Source organism: Paenibacillus roseus (assembly GCF_016424485.1).
In the GTDB taxonomy this organism is placed as follows: domain Bacteria; phylum Bacillota; class Bacilli; order Paenibacillales; family Paenibacillaceae; genus Paenibacillus_D; species Paenibacillus_D roseus.
The window spans coordinates 28,631-44,409 of record NZ_JAELUP010000097.1; the positions used below are offsets into that span (position 1 = coordinate 28,631).

The 15,779-nt window shown below is 50.6% G+C and carries 18 protein-coding genes; 3 read left to right on the top strand and 15 right to left on the bottom strand.

The window, feature by feature from the left end:
• Positions 1 to 140: 140 nt before the first annotated feature.
• Positions 141 to 467 carry a c-type cytochrome gene (locus JFN88_RS16460; protein ID WP_233167954.1) on the top strand — a complete coding sequence of 109 codons (327 nt, stop codon included), beginning with the start codon at positions 141 to 143 and terminating at the stop codon, positions 465 to 467.
• Between the two features lie 13 nt (positions 468 to 480).
• Here the strand turns inward: JFN88_RS16460 and acpS are convergent, their stop codons facing one another.
• The 7 genes from acpS to JFN88_RS16495 form a co-directional block, all read right to left on the bottom strand.
• Positions 481 to 870: a holo-ACP synthase gene (gene acpS, locus JFN88_RS16465; protein WP_199020354.1), complete on the bottom strand. Its 390-nt coding sequence runs from the start codon at positions 868 to 870 to the stop codon at positions 481 to 483.
• 61 nt (positions 871 to 931) lie between these two features.
• Complete coding sequence (nadE, locus tag JFN88_RS16470) at positions 932 to 1,741, bottom strand: NAD(+) synthase (protein WP_199020355.1); 810 nt, start codon at positions 1,739 to 1,741, stop codon at positions 932 to 934.
• Between the two features lie 12 nt (positions 1,742 to 1,753).
• Positions 1,754 to 2,188, bottom strand: a complete 435-nt coding sequence (locus JFN88_RS16475) for a BrxA/BrxB family bacilliredoxin (protein ID WP_199020356.1) — start codon at positions 2,186 to 2,188, stop codon at positions 1,754 to 1,756.
• A gap of 231 nt (positions 2,189 to 2,419) precedes the next feature.
• Complete coding sequence (locus tag JFN88_RS16480) at positions 2,420 to 2,548, bottom strand: spore protein (RefSeq protein ID WP_199020357.1); 129 nt, start codon at positions 2,546 to 2,548, stop codon at positions 2,420 to 2,422.
• A gap of 75 nt (positions 2,549 to 2,623) precedes the next feature.
• Positions 2,624 to 4,276 carry an ATP-binding protein gene (locus JFN88_RS25010; protein ID WP_199020359.1) on the bottom strand — a complete coding sequence of 551 codons (1,653 nt, stop codon included), beginning with the start codon at positions 4,274 to 4,276 and terminating at the stop codon, positions 2,624 to 2,626.
• Between the two features lie 136 nt (positions 4,277 to 4,412).
• A complete protein-coding gene (locus JFN88_RS16490; RefSeq protein ID WP_199020361.1) occupies positions 4,413 to 5,261 on the bottom strand; it encodes an alpha/beta hydrolase in 849 nt (282 codons plus the stop codon).
• A gap of 31 nt (positions 5,262 to 5,292) precedes the next feature.
• The gene (locus JFN88_RS16495) at positions 5,293 to 5,997 is read right to left on the bottom strand and encodes an HAD family hydrolase (protein WP_199020363.1); all 705 of its coding nucleotides are present in this window, start codon (positions 5,995 to 5,997) and stop codon (positions 5,293 to 5,295) included.
• Between the two features lie 157 nt (positions 5,998 to 6,154).
• Here JFN88_RS16495 and JFN88_RS16500 point away from each other — a divergent pair, with 157 nt between their 5' ends.
• Positions 6,155 to 7,426, top strand: a complete 1,272-nt coding sequence (locus JFN88_RS16500; RefSeq protein WP_199020365.1) for a BaiN/RdsA family NAD(P)/FAD-dependent oxidoreductase — start codon at positions 6,155 to 6,157, stop codon at positions 7,424 to 7,426.
• A gap of 53 nt (positions 7,427 to 7,479) precedes the next feature.
• Here JFN88_RS16500 and JFN88_RS16505 read toward each other — a convergent pair whose 3' ends face one another.
• The 5 genes from JFN88_RS16505 to xylA all read right to left on the bottom strand — a co-directional run bounded on the left by JFN88_RS16505 (position 7,480) and on the right by xylA (position 11,990).
• Positions 7,480 to 7,740: a hypothetical protein gene (locus JFN88_RS16505; protein ID WP_199020367.1), complete on the bottom strand. Its 261-nt coding sequence runs from the start codon at positions 7,738 to 7,740 to the stop codon at positions 7,480 to 7,482.
• A gap of 12 nt (positions 7,741 to 7,752) precedes the next feature.
• Complete coding sequence (locus JFN88_RS16510; RefSeq protein ID WP_199020368.1) at positions 7,753 to 8,481, bottom strand: DsbA family oxidoreductase; 729 nt, start codon at positions 8,479 to 8,481, stop codon at positions 7,753 to 7,755.
• 45 nt (positions 8,482 to 8,526) lie between these two features.
• A complete protein-coding gene (locus JFN88_RS16515; protein ID WP_199020369.1) occupies positions 8,527 to 8,949 on the bottom strand; it encodes an Rrf2 family transcriptional regulator in 423 nt (140 codons plus the stop codon).
• Positions 8,950 to 9,131: 182 nt separating this feature from the next.
• Positions 9,132 to 10,628 carry a xylulokinase gene (gene xylB / locus JFN88_RS16520; protein ID WP_199020370.1) on the bottom strand — a complete coding sequence of 499 codons (1,497 nt, stop codon included), beginning with the start codon at positions 10,626 to 10,628 and terminating at the stop codon, positions 9,132 to 9,134.
• A 48-nt stretch (positions 10,629 to 10,676) separates the two neighbouring features.
• A complete protein-coding gene (xylA, locus tag JFN88_RS16525) occupies positions 10,677 to 11,990 on the bottom strand; it encodes a xylose isomerase (RefSeq protein WP_199020371.1) in 1,314 nt (437 codons plus the stop codon).
• Positions 11,991 to 12,184: 194 nt separating this feature from the next.
• Here xylA and JFN88_RS16530 point away from each other — a divergent pair, with 194 nt between their 5' ends.
• Positions 12,185 to 13,342, top strand: a complete 1,158-nt coding sequence (locus JFN88_RS16530) for an ROK family transcriptional regulator (protein ID WP_199020372.1) — start codon at positions 12,185 to 12,187, stop codon at positions 13,340 to 13,342.
• 90 nt (positions 13,343 to 13,432) lie between these two features.
• On the opposite strand, the gene JFN88_RS24640 is transcribed toward JFN88_RS16530, so the two are convergent.
• The 3 genes from JFN88_RS24640 to JFN88_RS16545 form a co-directional block, all read right to left on the bottom strand.
• A complete protein-coding gene (locus JFN88_RS24640; protein WP_233167956.1) occupies positions 13,433 to 14,161 on the bottom strand; it encodes an HNH endonuclease in 729 nt (242 codons plus the stop codon).
• 59 nt (positions 14,162 to 14,220) lie between these two features.
• On the bottom strand, positions 14,221 to 15,087 hold the full coding sequence (locus tag JFN88_RS16540) for a helix-turn-helix transcriptional regulator (RefSeq protein ID WP_199020373.1): 867 nt from the start codon (positions 15,085 to 15,087) through the stop codon (positions 14,221 to 14,223).
• A gap of 139 nt (positions 15,088 to 15,226) precedes the next feature.
• A complete protein-coding gene (locus tag JFN88_RS16545) occupies positions 15,227 to 15,613 on the bottom strand; it encodes a VOC family protein (RefSeq protein ID WP_199020375.1) in 387 nt (128 codons plus the stop codon).
• Positions 15,614 to 15,779: the final 166 nt, after the last annotated feature.

Sequence of the window (15,779 nt, forward strand, 5' to 3'; positions counted from 1 at the left end):
CAAAACTCTTGAAATTGCACCGGTACAGTCTCAGTGCCTCTTTTGGGCTATTTATGTTGAGCCTTGAAATCCGGTATAATAAATAAAGTGAGATTCAACACGCCACACGATGGCCGAACAAAATCAGGGGGCATTATGCAATGATACGTTCTTTACGCAGCTTGCTTGTGACAGGCATAGTACTTATAATTGCGGCAGTTCTGACCGGCTGCGGCAGTTCAACCCCGCTTGACGGACCGGAGGATGTGATGAGGATTTATCGAACCAGTTGCCTGTCCTGTCATGGAACCGAATTGCAAGGCAGAGTCGGGGAGCAAACCAATCTCCAGCAAGTCGGCAATCGTCTGTCCGAAGAAGATATCCGCACACGAATTGAACAGGGCGGAGACATTATGCCGGACTTCAAGAGCAAGCTTAAACCTGAAGAAATTGAAGCGCTGGCTGCCTGGTTGGCCGATAAGCACTAATAGCGAACCTGTTTCATGCCTCTTCCACAATGACGAATGCCGATGCCATTGTCCGTTCATGCGTAATGGACACATGCATCCTTACAGCAGAGGCAGTCAATCCGAGCCTGTCCCACGCCTCTGGCGACAAGGCTATGCCCGGCTTCCCCTTATCATCAGGTATGATAACGATATCCGTAAACCCTATGATATTGCCAATTCCGCAGCCGAAGGCTTTCACTATCGCCTCCTTGGCAGCAAAGCGGCCAGCCACAAACTCAGCCAGTCGCGCCCCCTTGCTGTCCGCCAGCTCAAGCTCCGGCCGGGTCAACACCCTCTCCATAAATCGCCTGCCCGTCCGCCCGGACAACAGTTGGCTAATCCGGTTGATATCTGTTACATCATGACCAATCCCCAGGATCATCCCGTACCTCTCCCTCCTTATCACGACATAAGAGAACCCCTGGGGGTACCCAGAGGTTGGTTTAAATGCCCGGAATCGGGGATCTTTTATGTTCGGTCTTCAAATACTGCTTCTCCAGCTTCTCACGCACGGCCGGGTCGACTTCTTTGCCTTCGAGATAATCGCTGTTAGCCTCATAGGAGATTCCCAGCTCGTCCTCATCGGTTTGTCCTTCCCATAATCCGGCTGTAGGGGCCTTATGCAGCACACTGTCTGGAACGCCAAGACGGGATGCAAGGAGACGTACCTGACGTTTGTTCAACGTGCTGAGCGGTGTAACATCAACCGCGCCGTCGCCCCATTTGGTATAAAAGCCAGTGATTGCTTCGGACGCGTGATCCGTGCCGACCACGATCAGGTTGTAATCGAACGCAAGTGCATATTGGACAACCATGCGGGTGCGTGCCTTAACATTGCCTTTGCCCCCGCGACTGATATGACGCGGAGTGCCAAGCGTCTTGAAGCCATGCTCGACTTCCAGAACGATTTCATTCACAGCATCCTCGATATTTGTCTCCACCACATGCTTCAGCTCAAAAGCTTTAGCAACCGCATAGCTGTCATGGATGTCTTCCTGTGTGCCATAAGGCTGGAAGACGCCAAGCGTTCGATAATCCTTGCCGGTCTCGGCAGCCAGTTCGTCAGTCGCCTGCTTGCAAAGTCCGGCGGCTACCGCGCTGTCAATGCCGCCGCTAATGGCAATCAGCAAGCCAGTCGCCCCAGCATCCAACACATATTTCTTCAGAAAATTGACGCGTTTGCGTATTTCCTCGTCTACGTCAATCTCCGGCTTCACGCCCAGCCGGCTAATAATTTCTTGCTGCAGTGTCATAGGTTCGGCTCCTTAATTGCAGTGGCGGTCGAAGGCTGCGGTCAGTTCTGCCGCAATCTCCTGAGCGGAACGGTTCTCGATTTGATGACGCTCGATAAAATGTACCAGCTCTCCATCCTTCATCAATGCAATCGAAGGTGAAGACGGCGGGTAAGGTGCGAAATACTCGCGAGCTTGTGCAGTAGCTTCCTTATCCTGGCCCGCAAATACAGTGAACAGATGATCAGGCGTCGTCTCATTTCCCAACGCTGCTGCAACACCCGGACGGCATTGGCCGGCCGCGCAGCCGCATACCGAATTCACAACGACAAGGGCGGTGCCTTTCGCATTTGGAAGCTGGGCTTCTACTTCATCCGCAGTGCGAAGTTCTGTGATTCCAAGACGCGTAAGCTCATCACGCATCGGTTGTACCATATCCAGCATGTATCGTTCAAAAGACATTGACATATTCGATCCACTCCTTATGAAAAATGTAAAAATCTTAACGTCGCCGCATCTTCCAAGTCGCAACAGCGCGGTTAGTCGCCATAGGATTATTTAAATTCGCAGTTTATAATTATTATTATACTCTGCATGATATACGAAAGCAAAGCGCTAATTGCAATAAAGCGATCTCCCCGTGCCTCGTGCGCATTAAAAACCGCCTGTCGCATTCTGCAACAAGCGGCGGTTACAGCCTCAGGTAGAAGGGCGGTTGGGACCGTCCAGCTTTTTGTCAAAGCCTTCTTGCTCCGGCTGCTCGCCGGAAGGCGTATTTTTCTTCGATTCGGATGCTTTGACGGACGAAGTTGAATGGTTTTTATGCAAATTCATCGCCTCCTTCCGCTTTATTATGTTCCCGAATTACTGGAATTATGCGGCAAAGCTTCTCCGTCATAAAAGTCAGATATGAAAAGACACCGTAAACACGGTTCCTCTGCCTTCCTCGGATTCGACAGCTATCTTCCCGTGATGACGCTCTACTATACTAAGGCAAAGCGGAAGACCAAGACCCGTGCCTCTCGTCTTCGTCGTATAAAAGGGCTCGAAGAGCCGTTCCAGCTTCTCTTCCGATATTCCGCAGCCATTGTCCGATACTTGCAATTGAACATTATTCGGCTTCAGGCTTGTCCGCAGCAAAAGCCGTCCGTTATGTCCCATCGCCTCCATACCATTGCGGGCCAAATTAAGGATCAGCTGTTTGATCTCCTTCTCGTTTAGCTCCAGCATCGGAGTAGATTCATCCAGCTCAAGCTCAATGGTTTGCCCCCGCAGATTGGCATCTGCTCGCAACAGTTGAGCCAGTTCTCTTACAATATCGTTTAAGGAGCTTTTCTCCTTATGTACGATACGATTTTGGGCAAGCGATAAAAAATCGCTAATAATAGCGTTGGCCCTGTCAAGCTCATCGATTACAATCCGGTAATAATCACGCTGATGCTCGGGACTCCGCTCCGCCATCAGCTGGATAAATCCGCGTATGACGGCCATAGGATTGCGTATTTCGTGCGTAATGCTTGCGGCCATCTGCCCAACCAGGCTCAAGCGTTCCATCCGGCCGAATTCATCCCGCATATGAGAAATTTCCGTAATGTCATGAGCGATCAAGGCGGCTCCAATAATGTCCTGGTTTTGCAGATCACGGATGCTGAAGCCTGTTTTAATGTAAGTTCGTCCGTCCGTCTCCACAATACTGGAGGCCGTGTCGCCCCCGTTAAGCGCCTCAAAAAGCAACTTGCCCTCCACTTCCTTCATGAATGTGCCGCTGATTTTAGCAATGGAACGTCCTATCAGCTCCTGCAGGCCCATGTTGCCGGTATGGTTTTCCATAACTTGAAGCGCAGTCTCATTTAAATGTGAAATCTTCCCCTCTTCATCCACGATCATAACGCCCATTGGAATTCTGTCTATGAACTGCTGAAGCTTCTGGACTTCGTTCCGGTAGTTTGTCGACATTCGCTGCAGTTGATCCTGCAAATACTGCTTCTCAATGAAGCTCTCCATCATAGCGATGGTAATCCAGATTAACAGTAAAAATCCGACCAGTGAAAAAACTTGAAGAACAATGAATGGCTCATCCCATTTTCCTGCTTCTCCAACCATTTGCGGGGCCAATCCCCCATGGTTCAAGAGCACAAGAACCCCGCCCAATCCTAGAGCAAGTCTCTTCTTGCCGGCAAGACTGGAGAGTTTAAAACGACGGGCCGCAATAAAAACGAGTGGAAACACAATAAACAAAAAACTCAGAAACCCTACATATTCCCAGTAACTCGATACAAAAAGGAGATGAACGGCAAGATGAGTGACAGACAGCAGCAATGCGGCAACAAATCCTCCATACAACGAACCGAGAACATATGGAACCATTTGAAAGTCAATTTGATAGCTTTCAAAGCTTTCCCTGGAAATCAACACACCAAGCAGCATCGCCAGCAGACACAACGCGCCCATAAACAGCGGAATTTTCCGTGATCTGTCGGAACGATTAAACCAAATTTGGAATGCAAATACCGGCAAGAGTGAAATCATGACCTGCAAAAATGCATCCTTCCACACGAAATAACGGTCTCCTCCCTGCAACTGTAAAATCCTGCTAATACAGATTAAAGCACAAGCAGCGATTTTTGACAATGTTGGAGAGAACAGACCGTCTATTTTTCCAGAAATATATAATATTCAACTAAATATTCTATTATCTGATTTTGTCCAACCAGTCTCGTATGCGGCTGAACAGTTCTTCTTTTTGCTCTGTCTGATGCAGCTCATGATGAACACAATTCACAGGCACAAAACAGCAGCGCTCTCCGAGAACTTCCGAAAGACTGCGGCTGGCGTGGAAGGAGGTAATATAATCACCGTCGCCATGCGCCAGAAAGAGCGGCACATCCAGCCGGTCACTATGAGCCAGCGCCCATTCCCCCTCTTCATGCAGGGAGAAGTACATGCGAGCAGAGATGCGGTCATGGGACAACGTGTCTGTGATATCCACCAATTTCTCCTCCGCACCGCTGGCAGCAGCTACGTTGCGCAGACCTGTAGACATTGAGAACGAAGGCCACAAGCGCGCCAGCACGCCGCCCGCCCATACTTTGGGAGCAGGAGGGACAAATGCCAGTCGCAGCCATGGACTTGTCAGGATCAGCCCTTGAATGTCAGGCTTATAACGGAGCACGCAGCTCAGCGCCACATTGCCCCCCATACTGTGCCCGTACAGGAACCGAGGAAGCTGAGGCTCAAGCCGTTCAGCCAAAGCGACAAGGAGAGCCGCATCATCTGCCAAATGTTTAACGTCTGCATGGCCGCGCTTGCCCTCCGAACGCCCATGGCCGCGTTGATCATGGGCCAGCACGACATATCCCGCTGCCGTCATGGCCTCTGCGACTCCATAATAGCGCCCGCTATGCTCACCCATGCCATGGATAAGACAAATTACTCCTTTAAAAGGCTCGAATTCTGGCTGCCATTGTCGTACAGGCAGCCTCTGACCATCTCCTGCGAGCAGCTCCAATTCATTATAAATCAAGGCCCAATCCACCTCCATTAATTATTTCCTCCTGCCCTGGCGGGCATGGTCAGATGTAAATTTCCAGTTCTTGAAGCTGATCAATAATTCCTGTCGGGACAGGTGATCCGGGCTGTTCCCGGCGCTTCTTGTTCAGCCAGATGGCCTTCATGCCCGCCTCCAGCGGCCCTGCCACATCATTCACCCAAGAATCCCCGATGAACACCGTCTCTTCCGGCAAGCAATTCATAGCCGAAGCTGCATGCAGATAAGCCTCCTTGTTCGGCTTGGCAAAACCGATTTCATCGGATACAAATACATTCCCTTCGGCAAACAGCTGATCCAGCCCCATCCGCCACAGCTTGTCGTATTGGTCTTCCGCTGTTCCGTTGGTCAGGATGCCAATTTTATAGCGTTTGGCCCAGTTTGCCAATTGCTCCACCAGCATGGTGTCACGAGGAATATATGCGGCGCGGATTGTCCTAAACCACTGTTCAAATGCCATGGACTCCACAACACCCACATTTATATTAAAATCCGCCAGGGTATGAATGTACCTTAAATTTCTGAATTCCCTCGCATCAATCGTTCCGTCCAGCCAATTCTCGTGAAATTGCTCGTCATGCTTCAGGAAAACAGGAAATAGCTGATCCATGCCAATATCTCTTGTTAACGGAAAAGTATCAAATGACTCATACATGCTCTTTGTCCAATAGTCTTCAAAATGTAGCAGTGTGTCATCCAGGTCAAACAATAGCAGTTTTGTTTCGCTCAAGCCTCCACCCCGCTGTTCTTCTATCTCAAGCATAAGACGCCTTGCCTATTGCAATCTTGCATCCTCATTAGTGTAACCATACTTAACGTTTACCACGAATGTTCTGCGGTGTAAACTAGAGAATGAATGAAACTTTGGAAAGGCACAGGATACTTCCATGAACTACGATGTCATCATAATAGGCGGAGGCCCCTCGGGACTAATGAGCGCGATAGCCGCAAGCAGGCACGGAGCCAGAACGCTGCTGGTCGACAAGGGAGACAAGCTCGGACGCAAGCTGGGCATCTCCGGCGGCGGCCGATGCAACGTGACGAATGCCAAAGATATTGACGAATTAATTAAACATATTCCTGGTAATGGAAGATTTTTGCACAGCTCATTCGCAAATTTCAACAATCAGGATATTATCCGTTTCTTCGAAGGACTCGGCATCCGCCTTAAGGAAGAGGACAACGGGCGCATGTTCCCGGTATCGGATAAGGCAAAAACAGTCGTTGACGCGCTGATCGCCCAAGTAAAGAAGCAAAATGTCGAAGTTTGGGTCAAATCTCCGGTGGATACGGTGCTTTATAAAGATGGGGCAGTCAGCGGAATCCGGCTAAAATCGGGACAGGTCTGTCACAGCAACTGTGTCGTTATCGCCTCAGGCGGCAAATCCGTGCCGCAGACCGGTTCGACGGGCGACGGCTATGCCTGGGCCGAACTGGCCGGACATACCGTTACAGAGCTGTTTCCCACAGAAGTCCCTCTGACCTCGAACGAGCCGTTTATTCAGACCAAGGAATTGCAGGGACTATCGCTGCGAAATGTGGGCTTGTCAGTATGGAATGCCAAGGGGAAGCAGATAATTGAGCATTCGGGCGACATGCTGTTCACCCACTTTGGCCTTTCCGGCCCGATTGCGCTGCGGTGCAGCCAGTTTGTCGTGAAAGGCTTGAAGCAATCCGGGGAGAAAAATATTATTGTCGCTATTGATCTGTTTCCGGACAAAACGAAGGAAGAAGTATATCAGGAGACGCTGGCGATAGCGGGCGAGGAATCAAAAAAAGCGGTAAAAAACGTCCTAAAGGGCTATTTGCCGGAGCGCATGATTCCGCTGCTGCTTGCCAAGACTGATCTGGACGAGCAGTTAACCTATGATAACCTGCCGAAGCAGAAGTGGATGGAACTCGCCGCACTGATCAAGCATTTTCCGGTTCGGGTCTATGGAACCTTGTCGATCGAGGATGCCTTCGTCACAGGAGGCGGGGTCAATCTGAAAGAGCTTGACCCGAAGACAATGGGCTCCAAACTGACCAACGGCCTTTATTTTTGTGGTGAAATTTTGGATATTCACGGCTATACGGGCGGTTATAATATTACGGCTGCCTTCTCTACCGGATACACTGCCGGCATGAGCGCCGCGCGTTATGCGGGAGGCGGGGTCTGATCGATTCGTTTCGTCATTGAGCGCATGACACGCAGGCCCTACTCGACATTCATTCATTCAACTTGCTTGACTTTTGCATGATTCACGCAAAAACCAGATGCGTGTATCTTCTCAGATGCTAGTCCGCCCTCTTCATTGCCCCTCTTCATCGCCCCTCTATTGCCGCCATACCACAGCAATAGGACAACGATCAGCATCCCCAGAGCACCGACTCCCCCATAAAGCATAAACCCCGCTGTCAGCGACCAAAGCGCGGCAAGCAGAACAGCTACTGCCAACGCCGCAGGCTCATCGGCAAATGATAGTAGCGTCAATCCATTTTTACTTTATTCAACTCGTTCAGCCGAAGGGGTGCAAACGCCGTCAATGCAAGCGGCTGATTCGGATTCGCTTCCGGAATCGTCTACCGCCTCAAGTGGCTGCGCTTCCTTCCAGGCGGTCTGTAAAGCATTGAGAAAAGTGTCTACGGATTGTGCCCCTGATACGGCATATTTACGGTCGATGACGAAGAATGGTACCCCTTTGATTCCCATCCGGCTTGCCTCTTCTTCTTCAGCGCGGACTTCGGCGGTATAATCATTGCCAGCAAGCAACTCCAATGCCTCAGCGCGGGTTAGCCCTGCCTGAACTGCCAAATCTGCTAATGTTTCATGATCACCTAGATGGCGGGAATCGGTAAAGTATGCCCTGAACAATTCCTGTACAACCGAGTTCATTTTCCCTTTCGCAGATGCGTGTTGTGCCAACCGATGAGCATCAAACGTATTGGTCAGAATCAGATTATCAAATTGAAAATCAATCCCGACTTCCTTTGCAGTACGGCTCAAATTCTCGTTCATCTCCATCGCTTTCTCCCGCGTCATGCCGTATTTGCCGACCAGCATGTCATGAACATCATAGCTCACGTCTCTCTGTGCATTGGGATCAAGCTCGAAGCTGCGGAAAACAACTTCCACTTCGTCTTTCTGTTCAAACTGCTCAAGCGCCAAATCTAAACGTTGTTTTCCGATGTAACAAAACGGGCAAGCAAAATCGGACCATATTTCAACTTTCATTTTTAACTGCCTCCTTATAATTAAATCCGGGATTCACCGCTGTAACTAATGCTCCGAGAGCCCGGAAACGAACTCTGCCATCGGAATGTCAGCCAGAATTGCTTCCATTGCGTTTTGGGCTCGTCTAACGATTAGTTCCAAAACAGCTTGAATATTAGCGCCGACTGGACAATCTGGATTGGGCTGTTCATGGATATGAAAGAGTTCTCCCTCTTCCACGACTTCCACCGCCCGGTAAATATCCAACAGCGTTATCTGCTCAAGCCCTATCAGCAAAAAAGCACCGCCTGTACCGGCTCGTACGCCTACAAATCCAGCCTTCTTTAGCTGCCCTATTATTTTTCGTATAATAACCGGGTTCGTACCCACGCTGTCGGCAATCCATTCCGATGTGCAGTGCGCATCCTTCGCGGTAGCCAGCAAGGAAAGAATGTGAACCGCAATCGAAAATCTGCTGCTTATTTTCATAGTTTAATCTCTCCTTGATGTAATCATTATAGTTACAACGAAAAACGCACGTCAAGAAGGAATCTGAAACTGCAAGCACATGTATCCCTAAAAACAAACGAACTTGAAATATCTAGTTGACCTAATAATACGAAAACCGCCCCGCATAATAACTATGCAGGACGGTTCATATACTAATCTGGTTAATTTCGGAAAGCACTAAGCGATTCGTTCAGACTGCGGGTCTGCGCATAGACCTGCTGATAGACCGGGAACAGCCGCGCATAGACATCCGCCGCTTCCGTCTTGGGCTCGTAGGCAGCGCCAGGTCTGACATACTGTGCCGCGCAAGCCTCAAGGCTATCGAACCAGCCGCACCCGTAAGCCGCCAGCATGGCCGCCCCCATGCCGGGTCCCTGCTCATTTTCCAGCGCGACGACTGTCGCTCCGAAAATGTCGGCCTGCATTTGCAGCCACAGCGGGTTTTGCGCCCCGCCTCCGATAGAGATGACTTTGTCTACTTTCTTGCCGGAGTTCCGCAGCAAATCAACTGATTCATGAAGCGAGAACGTAATACCCTCCATCACAGCCCTGGCAAAATGGGCGCGCTTGTGTCCGCCGTCTACGCCGATAAAACTGCCGCGAATGACCGAATCGGCATGAGGGGTTCTCTCGCCGACAAGATATGGCGTGAACAATAATCCGCCTGATCCCGGCGGGATAGTTCCGACATCTGCGAGCAGTTCTCCAAAGGACTCGCCAGGGGCAAATGTACTCCTGAACCAGCTTAATGAATAGCCCGCAGACAGCGTAACTCCCATTGCATAATAAGCGTTCTCCTTGCCGTGGTTGAAGAAATGAACCTTGCCGTCGTAATTTTTGTTCCTGTCCTGTTCAGAGGAAAGAATCACGCCCGAAGTTCCGATACTGGCAAGCGTTACGCCTTCAGCAAGGATACCCGCTCCGATTGCTCCGCAAGCATTGTCCGCGCCGCCTGCAAAAACTTTCGTCTCCGGGCGCAGACCGGTACGCTCCGCTATTTCCACAAGCAGTGTGCCCGTTAAAGCATGGGACTCTACGAGCGGTGGACACAGGCTCTCTTCCAATTGGAACGCGCCGAGCAGTTCACTGCTCCAATACTTTCCCCCGACATCGAGCAGCAGTGTGCCTGCCGCGTCGGAATAATCCATATGAATATGTCCTGTCAGACGATAGCGTACATAGTCCTTGGGCAACACGAAGCTGCGCGCCTGCGCAAAAGCTTCCGGCTCATGCTGTCTGACCCATAATATTTTTGGCAGTGTAAATCCTTCAAGTGCAGGGTTGCGAGCAATTTCCAACAATTTTCCACCCACGGTACGCTCGATTTCTCTGCACTGTTCTGTCGTACGGGTGTCATTCCACAGAATGGCATTGCGTACCGGACTGCCGGACTCATCCAGCAGGATAAGTCCATGCATCTGTCCAGAGAAGCTGATGCCTTCAATTTGACCAGCAGCCTCTCCGAGCGAATCCGTCAGTTCGGCAATCGCCCCGATCGTCCCCTCTATCCAGTCTTCCGGCCGCTGCTCACTCCAGCCGGAGCGAGGATGCAGCAGCTCGTAGGAGCGGGAAGCCTCAGCCTTCACATTGCCCTCACGATCGACCAGCAGCGCTTTGACGGCACTGGTTCCAAGGTCAATACCGATTACATACCCCATTTAGCCGTCCTTCTCCTCTCCTAATCCTGTTGTCTGGCTTGATGTTAATTAGACACTATAGATAATTTCGTTAATCAACAGCTTAATGCGCTCCTGGCGTCCGGACTCATTCTTGATCGGATGATTTTGCAGAGCGTATTCTTCCAGCGATTTCAAAGTCGCTTTGCCGGCCACGACATCCGCCCCGATTCCTTCAGAGAAGCTGCGGTAGCGATTGCTGAGGATGTTGTCAAAGAACTTGCTCTCAACCATCTTGGCAGCCGCTTTCAGTCCCCAGGCATAGGTGTCCATGCCGGCAATATGAGCCAGGAACAAATCCTGATCCTCGAAGGAGCCGCGGCGTACCTTGGCATCGAAGTTGATTCCGCCGCGGCCGATGCCGCCTGCGCGAAGAATTTCGTACATCGTCAGCGTCGTTGAGTACAGGTCAGTCGGGAATTCATCCGTATCCCAGCCAAGAAGCAGATCGCCCTGATTCGCATCCAGCGAGCCCAACATGCCGTTAATTGCCGCCACGCGGATTTCATGCTCGAAGGTATGTCCGGCAAGCGTCGCATGGTTCGCTTCAAGATTGAGCTTGAAGTGATCTTGCAAGCCATATTTTTGCAGGAAGGAAATGGTCGTCGCCGCATCAAAATCATATTGGTGCTTAGTCGGCTCTTTCGGCTTCGGCTCAATAAGGAATTGCGCGTCGAACCCGATTTCTTTCGCATAATCGATCGCCATTTGATAAAGACGAGCCAGGTTATCCTGTTCAAGCGCAACATCCGTATTCAGCAGCGTTTCGTAGCCTTCGCGTCCGCCCCAGAATACATAGTTGTCCGCACCGAGTTCCTTGCCGACTTCAAGCCCTTTCTTCACCTGAGCCCCCGCGTAAGCGTAAACATCCGCATTTACAGAAGTACCCGCACCGTGGACAAAACGAGGGTTGGTAAACATATTCGCTGTGTTCCATAACAATTTGGTACCGCTTTCTTTCATACCCTGCTTAAGCAACTCAACAATGATATCCAGATTCTTGTTCGTTTCCTGAAGGGTTGCGCCTTCCGGTGCAATATCACGGTCATGGAAGCAGTAGAATGGAACGCCAAGCTTTTGCAGGAACTCAAAGTTCGCTTCTGCACGCGCCTTGGCTTTATCCAATTCATTAAAATGATCCCAGCCACGCACCGCTGTGCCCACACCGAAAGGATCGGCTCCGTTAGACGTAAAGGTATGCCAGTAGGCAACCGCAAAGCGCAGATGCTCTTCAATTGTTTTTCCTAGCACAACCTCTTTCGGATTATAATGCTTATAGGCAAGCGGATTATCCGAACCTTTGCCTTCAAATTCAATTTTACCAATACCGTTGAAATAACTCATTTGTACAGCCTCCCTTGATTGGTTATATTCCTTATTTAAAAGTTGACTGATATCATTGTAACATCAGTCAACTTAGTTTGTCTATTAAACAAACTAAGTTTTGGTGCTAAAATATCCTTACCATGATACAATCAAAACAATCAAACGTGGGCAGCATTGGACAATCGCGCCAAAGATGGGGGCTATAGCGGCAAATGAGAAAAAAAACCGGCGATACCGCGTTCATCAAGCAAATGAATACCGCAGTCGTTCTGGAGGCAGTCATGAAGCAGGCTCCCCTCTCGAGAGCGGCGATCTCGGAGCGGACAGGCCTGAATAAAGCTACTGTATCCAATCTGGTACAGGATTTAATCGATCGCGATCTTGTCGTTGAGATTGGCACCGGGCAGTCCAGCGGAGGACGAAGGCCCGTCATGCTGCTGTTCAATAGTAAAGCAGGCTATGCGCTGGGCATCGACCTGGGGGTTAATTATATACGCGGCGTGTTAACGGATTTGAGCGGTGAAATTGTAAACGAGGCTGAGATCAGCCTTGAGGCGACAGAACTGGATTATGTGCTTGAAAGACTGTATGCTTGCACAGGCCAGTTGCTTGCAAGCGCTCCTGAAAGCCCCTATGGCGTCATTGGAATCGGCATGGGGGTTCCAGGAATCGTCAATGATACCGGCAGCATTCTGTTTGCTCCCAACCTCGAATGGACACAAGTCAAACTGGGGGATCTGCTCGAAGAACGATTTGGCCTGCCGGTTTTCATTGACAATGAGGCAAACGCAGGCGCCAAGGGAGAGCAGCGCTTCGGAGCCGGCCGCGGAATTGCCAATCAGATTTATGTGAGTGTCGGGATCGGGATTGGTACAGGCATAATCTTGAATAAAGAGCTGTATCAAGGGGCATCCGGCTTTTCCGGGGAGCTCGGACATCTCTCCATTGATCTGGAGGGAATGCCTTGCCGCTGCGGCAACAACGGCTGCTGGGAACTATATGCTTCCGAGAATGCACTGCTGGGGCAAGCCCGCAAGTTGGGATTTGGCAGCCTCTCCTCCCTGCTGCACGCGGCGGATGAAGGTCATGATGCAGCGATAAAGCTGTTTCATAACATCGGATATTATCTAGGCGTCGGTGTTGCCAACATCATCAATGTGTTCAACCCGGAGGTCGTTCTGATCGGCAACCGGATGAGCAGAGCCAGACGATGGATCGAGGCGGCGCTTCTGGAGACTGTAGGCAGTCGCACGCTCTCTTATCACTACAGCAATATGCGAATTTTGTTCGCTGAACTCGGGGAACATTCCGCAGTGCGCGGCGCCGCGTATTTTGCCATCAGCGAATTTCTTGCCAAAGTGAAAGGCTGAACCTTTTCAGCCTTTCACTTTTTTATAAGCGGGTTGAATGCTCCCTCTGGAAGTCCCGTGCAGCTTACAGTTCCTTAACTGGAGCAGGCATTATTCAAAAGTGAGCAAAAACTCATTCAAGTCGGTATTGGCTTTGGATTGATTGCATTCATTGCAGGCACAGACACAATTGACCGGTGTTGTATGACCGCCCTTGGATCTGGGAAGCAAATGGTCAATCGTATCCCCGTAGTTGCCGCAGAAATAGCAGGTGTAGTTATCCCGGGTCAAAATAAGACGTCTAAACTCCTTGTTTCCGTAAATTCGACGAATCGTATGCCGGTTAACAACGACTGCAGCATTCTCCCGCACAAGCGTATAGGCCAGTTCAGGATCAATCTCCTGATACCAGCCGCGGCCGCTGTCCGTCTTGCCGCGCATTCGGATGAAGCCCTGACGGGTTGGACGCAGGACAGGGGCAGATGAAGCCGAATGCGACTGTTGCACGCCAGAGGGCTGCGATTCTGCCGGAGAAGTTGCCGGACGCTCTTTTCGGTCCTGCTTGGCCGATGCATTCCGTTTCTCAAGCTTTTCAAGCCTTTGCGCTTCTTTCCGACAGGTCCGGCAAGTTCCCCTCCGTCTAGTCGGACCGGCTTTTCGCCCGCTTCTGGGCAAAAATTGTTTGAGCGGTCTGGATTGCTGACACTTCACACATATTTTCATCGCCGCTAACGGCTCTTGAACGTTGTTCTCGGTTTCCATGCATCGGGGAGATAAACGATCCTGCTTGTCCACTCTCCCTGTCACCTCATTTAGAAAAATTTGCTTGCTCTTCTTCATATCATTCCCTTCTTCACTAAGTACCAAGCTATATCTCCAGCCAATTTCACGGAAAAAAATCAAATAGCAGCACTGTGCTTTTTACGATATTGCAGCGGCGACAGGCCGGATTGCTCCGAGAACGTTCTTGAAAAATGCGGTGTTTGCTTAAAGCCGGTCTCCGAGGCAATACGAGCAATCGGCCAGTCCGTCTTGATCAACAGCAGCTTGGCCTGGTCGACGCGATAATGCATCAAAAACTGCTGCGGCGTGTGGCCGTAAATATCAATCATGCAGCGGGCAATGTAATTCGGGTGAAGACCAAGCTCCTCGCCCAGCGATTTATTCGAAATCTGACTTTGATAGTTCCGTTTCAAATAGGCTGCCGCCCGCTCCGCAACATGGACGGATGTCGGCGCCGCATAGGAACGCCACTCCTCTTCGATCAATTGCAGCAGCTTGACAAAGAGCTGCTGGCGCTGCCAGAAAGAGGCGGACACCGGACTATTGGCTGCCTGAATCAACTCATCCAGCAGTTCATCTGCCTCTTGGCTGCGGGTAAGCTTCATGCTCTTGGGCAGCCGAATCGCATACAGATAATGATCGCCGTGAAGACGCTCCTCCTGTCCGGGCTCGCATTCTTCCCATACGCCCGGCGTTTGAAAGTGAATCCAGTCAAAAACCGTTTCGGATCTGCAGCTTTCTCCGCCGCGATGCGGGCAATCCGGACGGAGCAGCAGCAGTTGACCCGGCTCCAGCACCCAGGTATGACTGCCCTCCACAATCGAAAGTTGACCCTCACGCACATATAATAAATCAAATGTCCCACGGTTCGCACGGCTCGGATGGCGCTGCCCCGGCTCATAGCGGCGGCGGTCAGCCTCGATAAAGTAAGGCAGTGGCGGGGACAGAAAGGTTAGTATTGGCAATGCTGTTGAAGCATTCATGGTGTTTCCTGCTCCTCTTCATTATTCACGCAAATCACAATCCTGTTCATTTCAGTCAATGTATACATACAATAGCTCGAATCGTCGAAGTTCGCACCTGGTGCGTCACACTTATCCAGCGTTCTGATATCTATATGCGTCAGGACTGACGGTGCGAGTTAAACTCAATGATATTCCCGTCCGGGTCCGTCACAAATACCTGATGCCAGCCTGTAATGCTGTCCGGTTTATTCTGATACGCAATTCCATGCTGCTCCAGCTTCCCGATGACATGCGACATGTCAGGAACTCTAAGCGCGAAATGTCCATCTCGTGTATCAATCTGGTCGGTCAGGCGCAACGTGCGAGCAGACTTGTGGACAATCAGATGAATCTGCATCGTCCCCACCTCATACCAGACGCCGGGAAAATCGAACGCCGGCCGCTCATCGCTCTCCTTCAGTCCCAGCACTTCACTATAAAAACGCATGGACCGCTCCAAATCAGTCACGATAACCGCTGTATGATGAATGCTTTCGATATTCATTTGTCTTATCCTCCAGTACCCATGAAGCTATAAAAGATTCCTTGCGTGGTTGGATAAGTATATCATACTTTCGCAACGGTTTCGCCCTGATGCCGGCAACCATCCTTCGCTTATATCAAACGTAAACGGCTTTGCCGTCCCTTGACGGCAAAACTTCGTTTCGTGG

Excerpts from the sequence above, each read along its gene's own strand:
- JFN88_RS16460 (WP_233167954.1), top strand. The coding sequence starts at position 141 with ATGATACGTTCTTTACGCAGCTTGCTTGTGACAGGCATAGTACTTATA.
- acpS (WP_199020354.1), bottom strand. The coding sequence starts at position 870 with ATGATCCTGGGGATTGGTCATGATGTAACAGATATCAACCGGATTAGC.
- nadE (WP_199020355.1), bottom strand. The coding sequence starts at position 1,741 with ATGACACTGCAGCAAGAAATTATTAGCCGGCTGGGCGTGAAGCCGGAG.
- JFN88_RS16475 (WP_199020356.1), bottom strand. The coding sequence starts at position 2,188 with ATGTCAATGTCTTTTGAACGATACATGCTGGATATGGTACAACCGATG.
- JFN88_RS16490 (WP_199020361.1), bottom strand. The coding sequence starts at position 5,261 with ATGGAGGTGGATTGGGCCTTGATTTATAATGAATTGGAGCTGCTCGCA.
- JFN88_RS16500 (WP_199020365.1), top strand. The coding sequence starts at position 6,155 with ATGAACTACGATGTCATCATAATAGGCGGAGGCCCCTCGGGACTAATG.
- JFN88_RS16510 (WP_199020368.1), bottom strand. The coding sequence starts at position 8,481 with ATGAAAGTTGAAATATGGTCCGATTTTGCTTGCCCGTTTTGTTACATC.
- JFN88_RS16515 (WP_199020369.1), bottom strand. The coding sequence starts at position 8,949 with ATGAAAATAAGCAGCAGATTTTCGATTGCGGTTCACATTCTTTCCTTG.
- xylB (WP_199020370.1), bottom strand. The coding sequence starts at position 10,628 with ATGGGGTATGTAATCGGTATTGACCTTGGAACCAGTGCCGTCAAAGCG.
- xylA (WP_199020371.1), bottom strand. The coding sequence starts at position 11,990 with ATGAGTTATTTCAACGGTATTGGTAAAATTGAATTTGAAGGCAAAGGT.
- JFN88_RS16530 (WP_199020372.1), top strand. The coding sequence starts at position 12,185 with ATGAGAAAAAAAACCGGCGATACCGCGTTCATCAAGCAAATGAATACC.
- JFN88_RS24640 (WP_233167956.1), bottom strand. The coding sequence starts at position 14,161 with ATGAAGAAGAGCAAGCAAATTTTTCTAAATGAGGTGACAGGGAGAGTG.
- JFN88_RS16540 (WP_199020373.1), bottom strand. The coding sequence starts at position 15,087 with ATGAATGCTTCAACAGCATTGCCAATACTAACCTTTCTGTCCCCGCCA.
- JFN88_RS16545 (WP_199020375.1), bottom strand. The coding sequence starts at position 15,613 with ATGAATATCGAAAGCATTCATCATACAGCGGTTATCGTGACTGATTTG.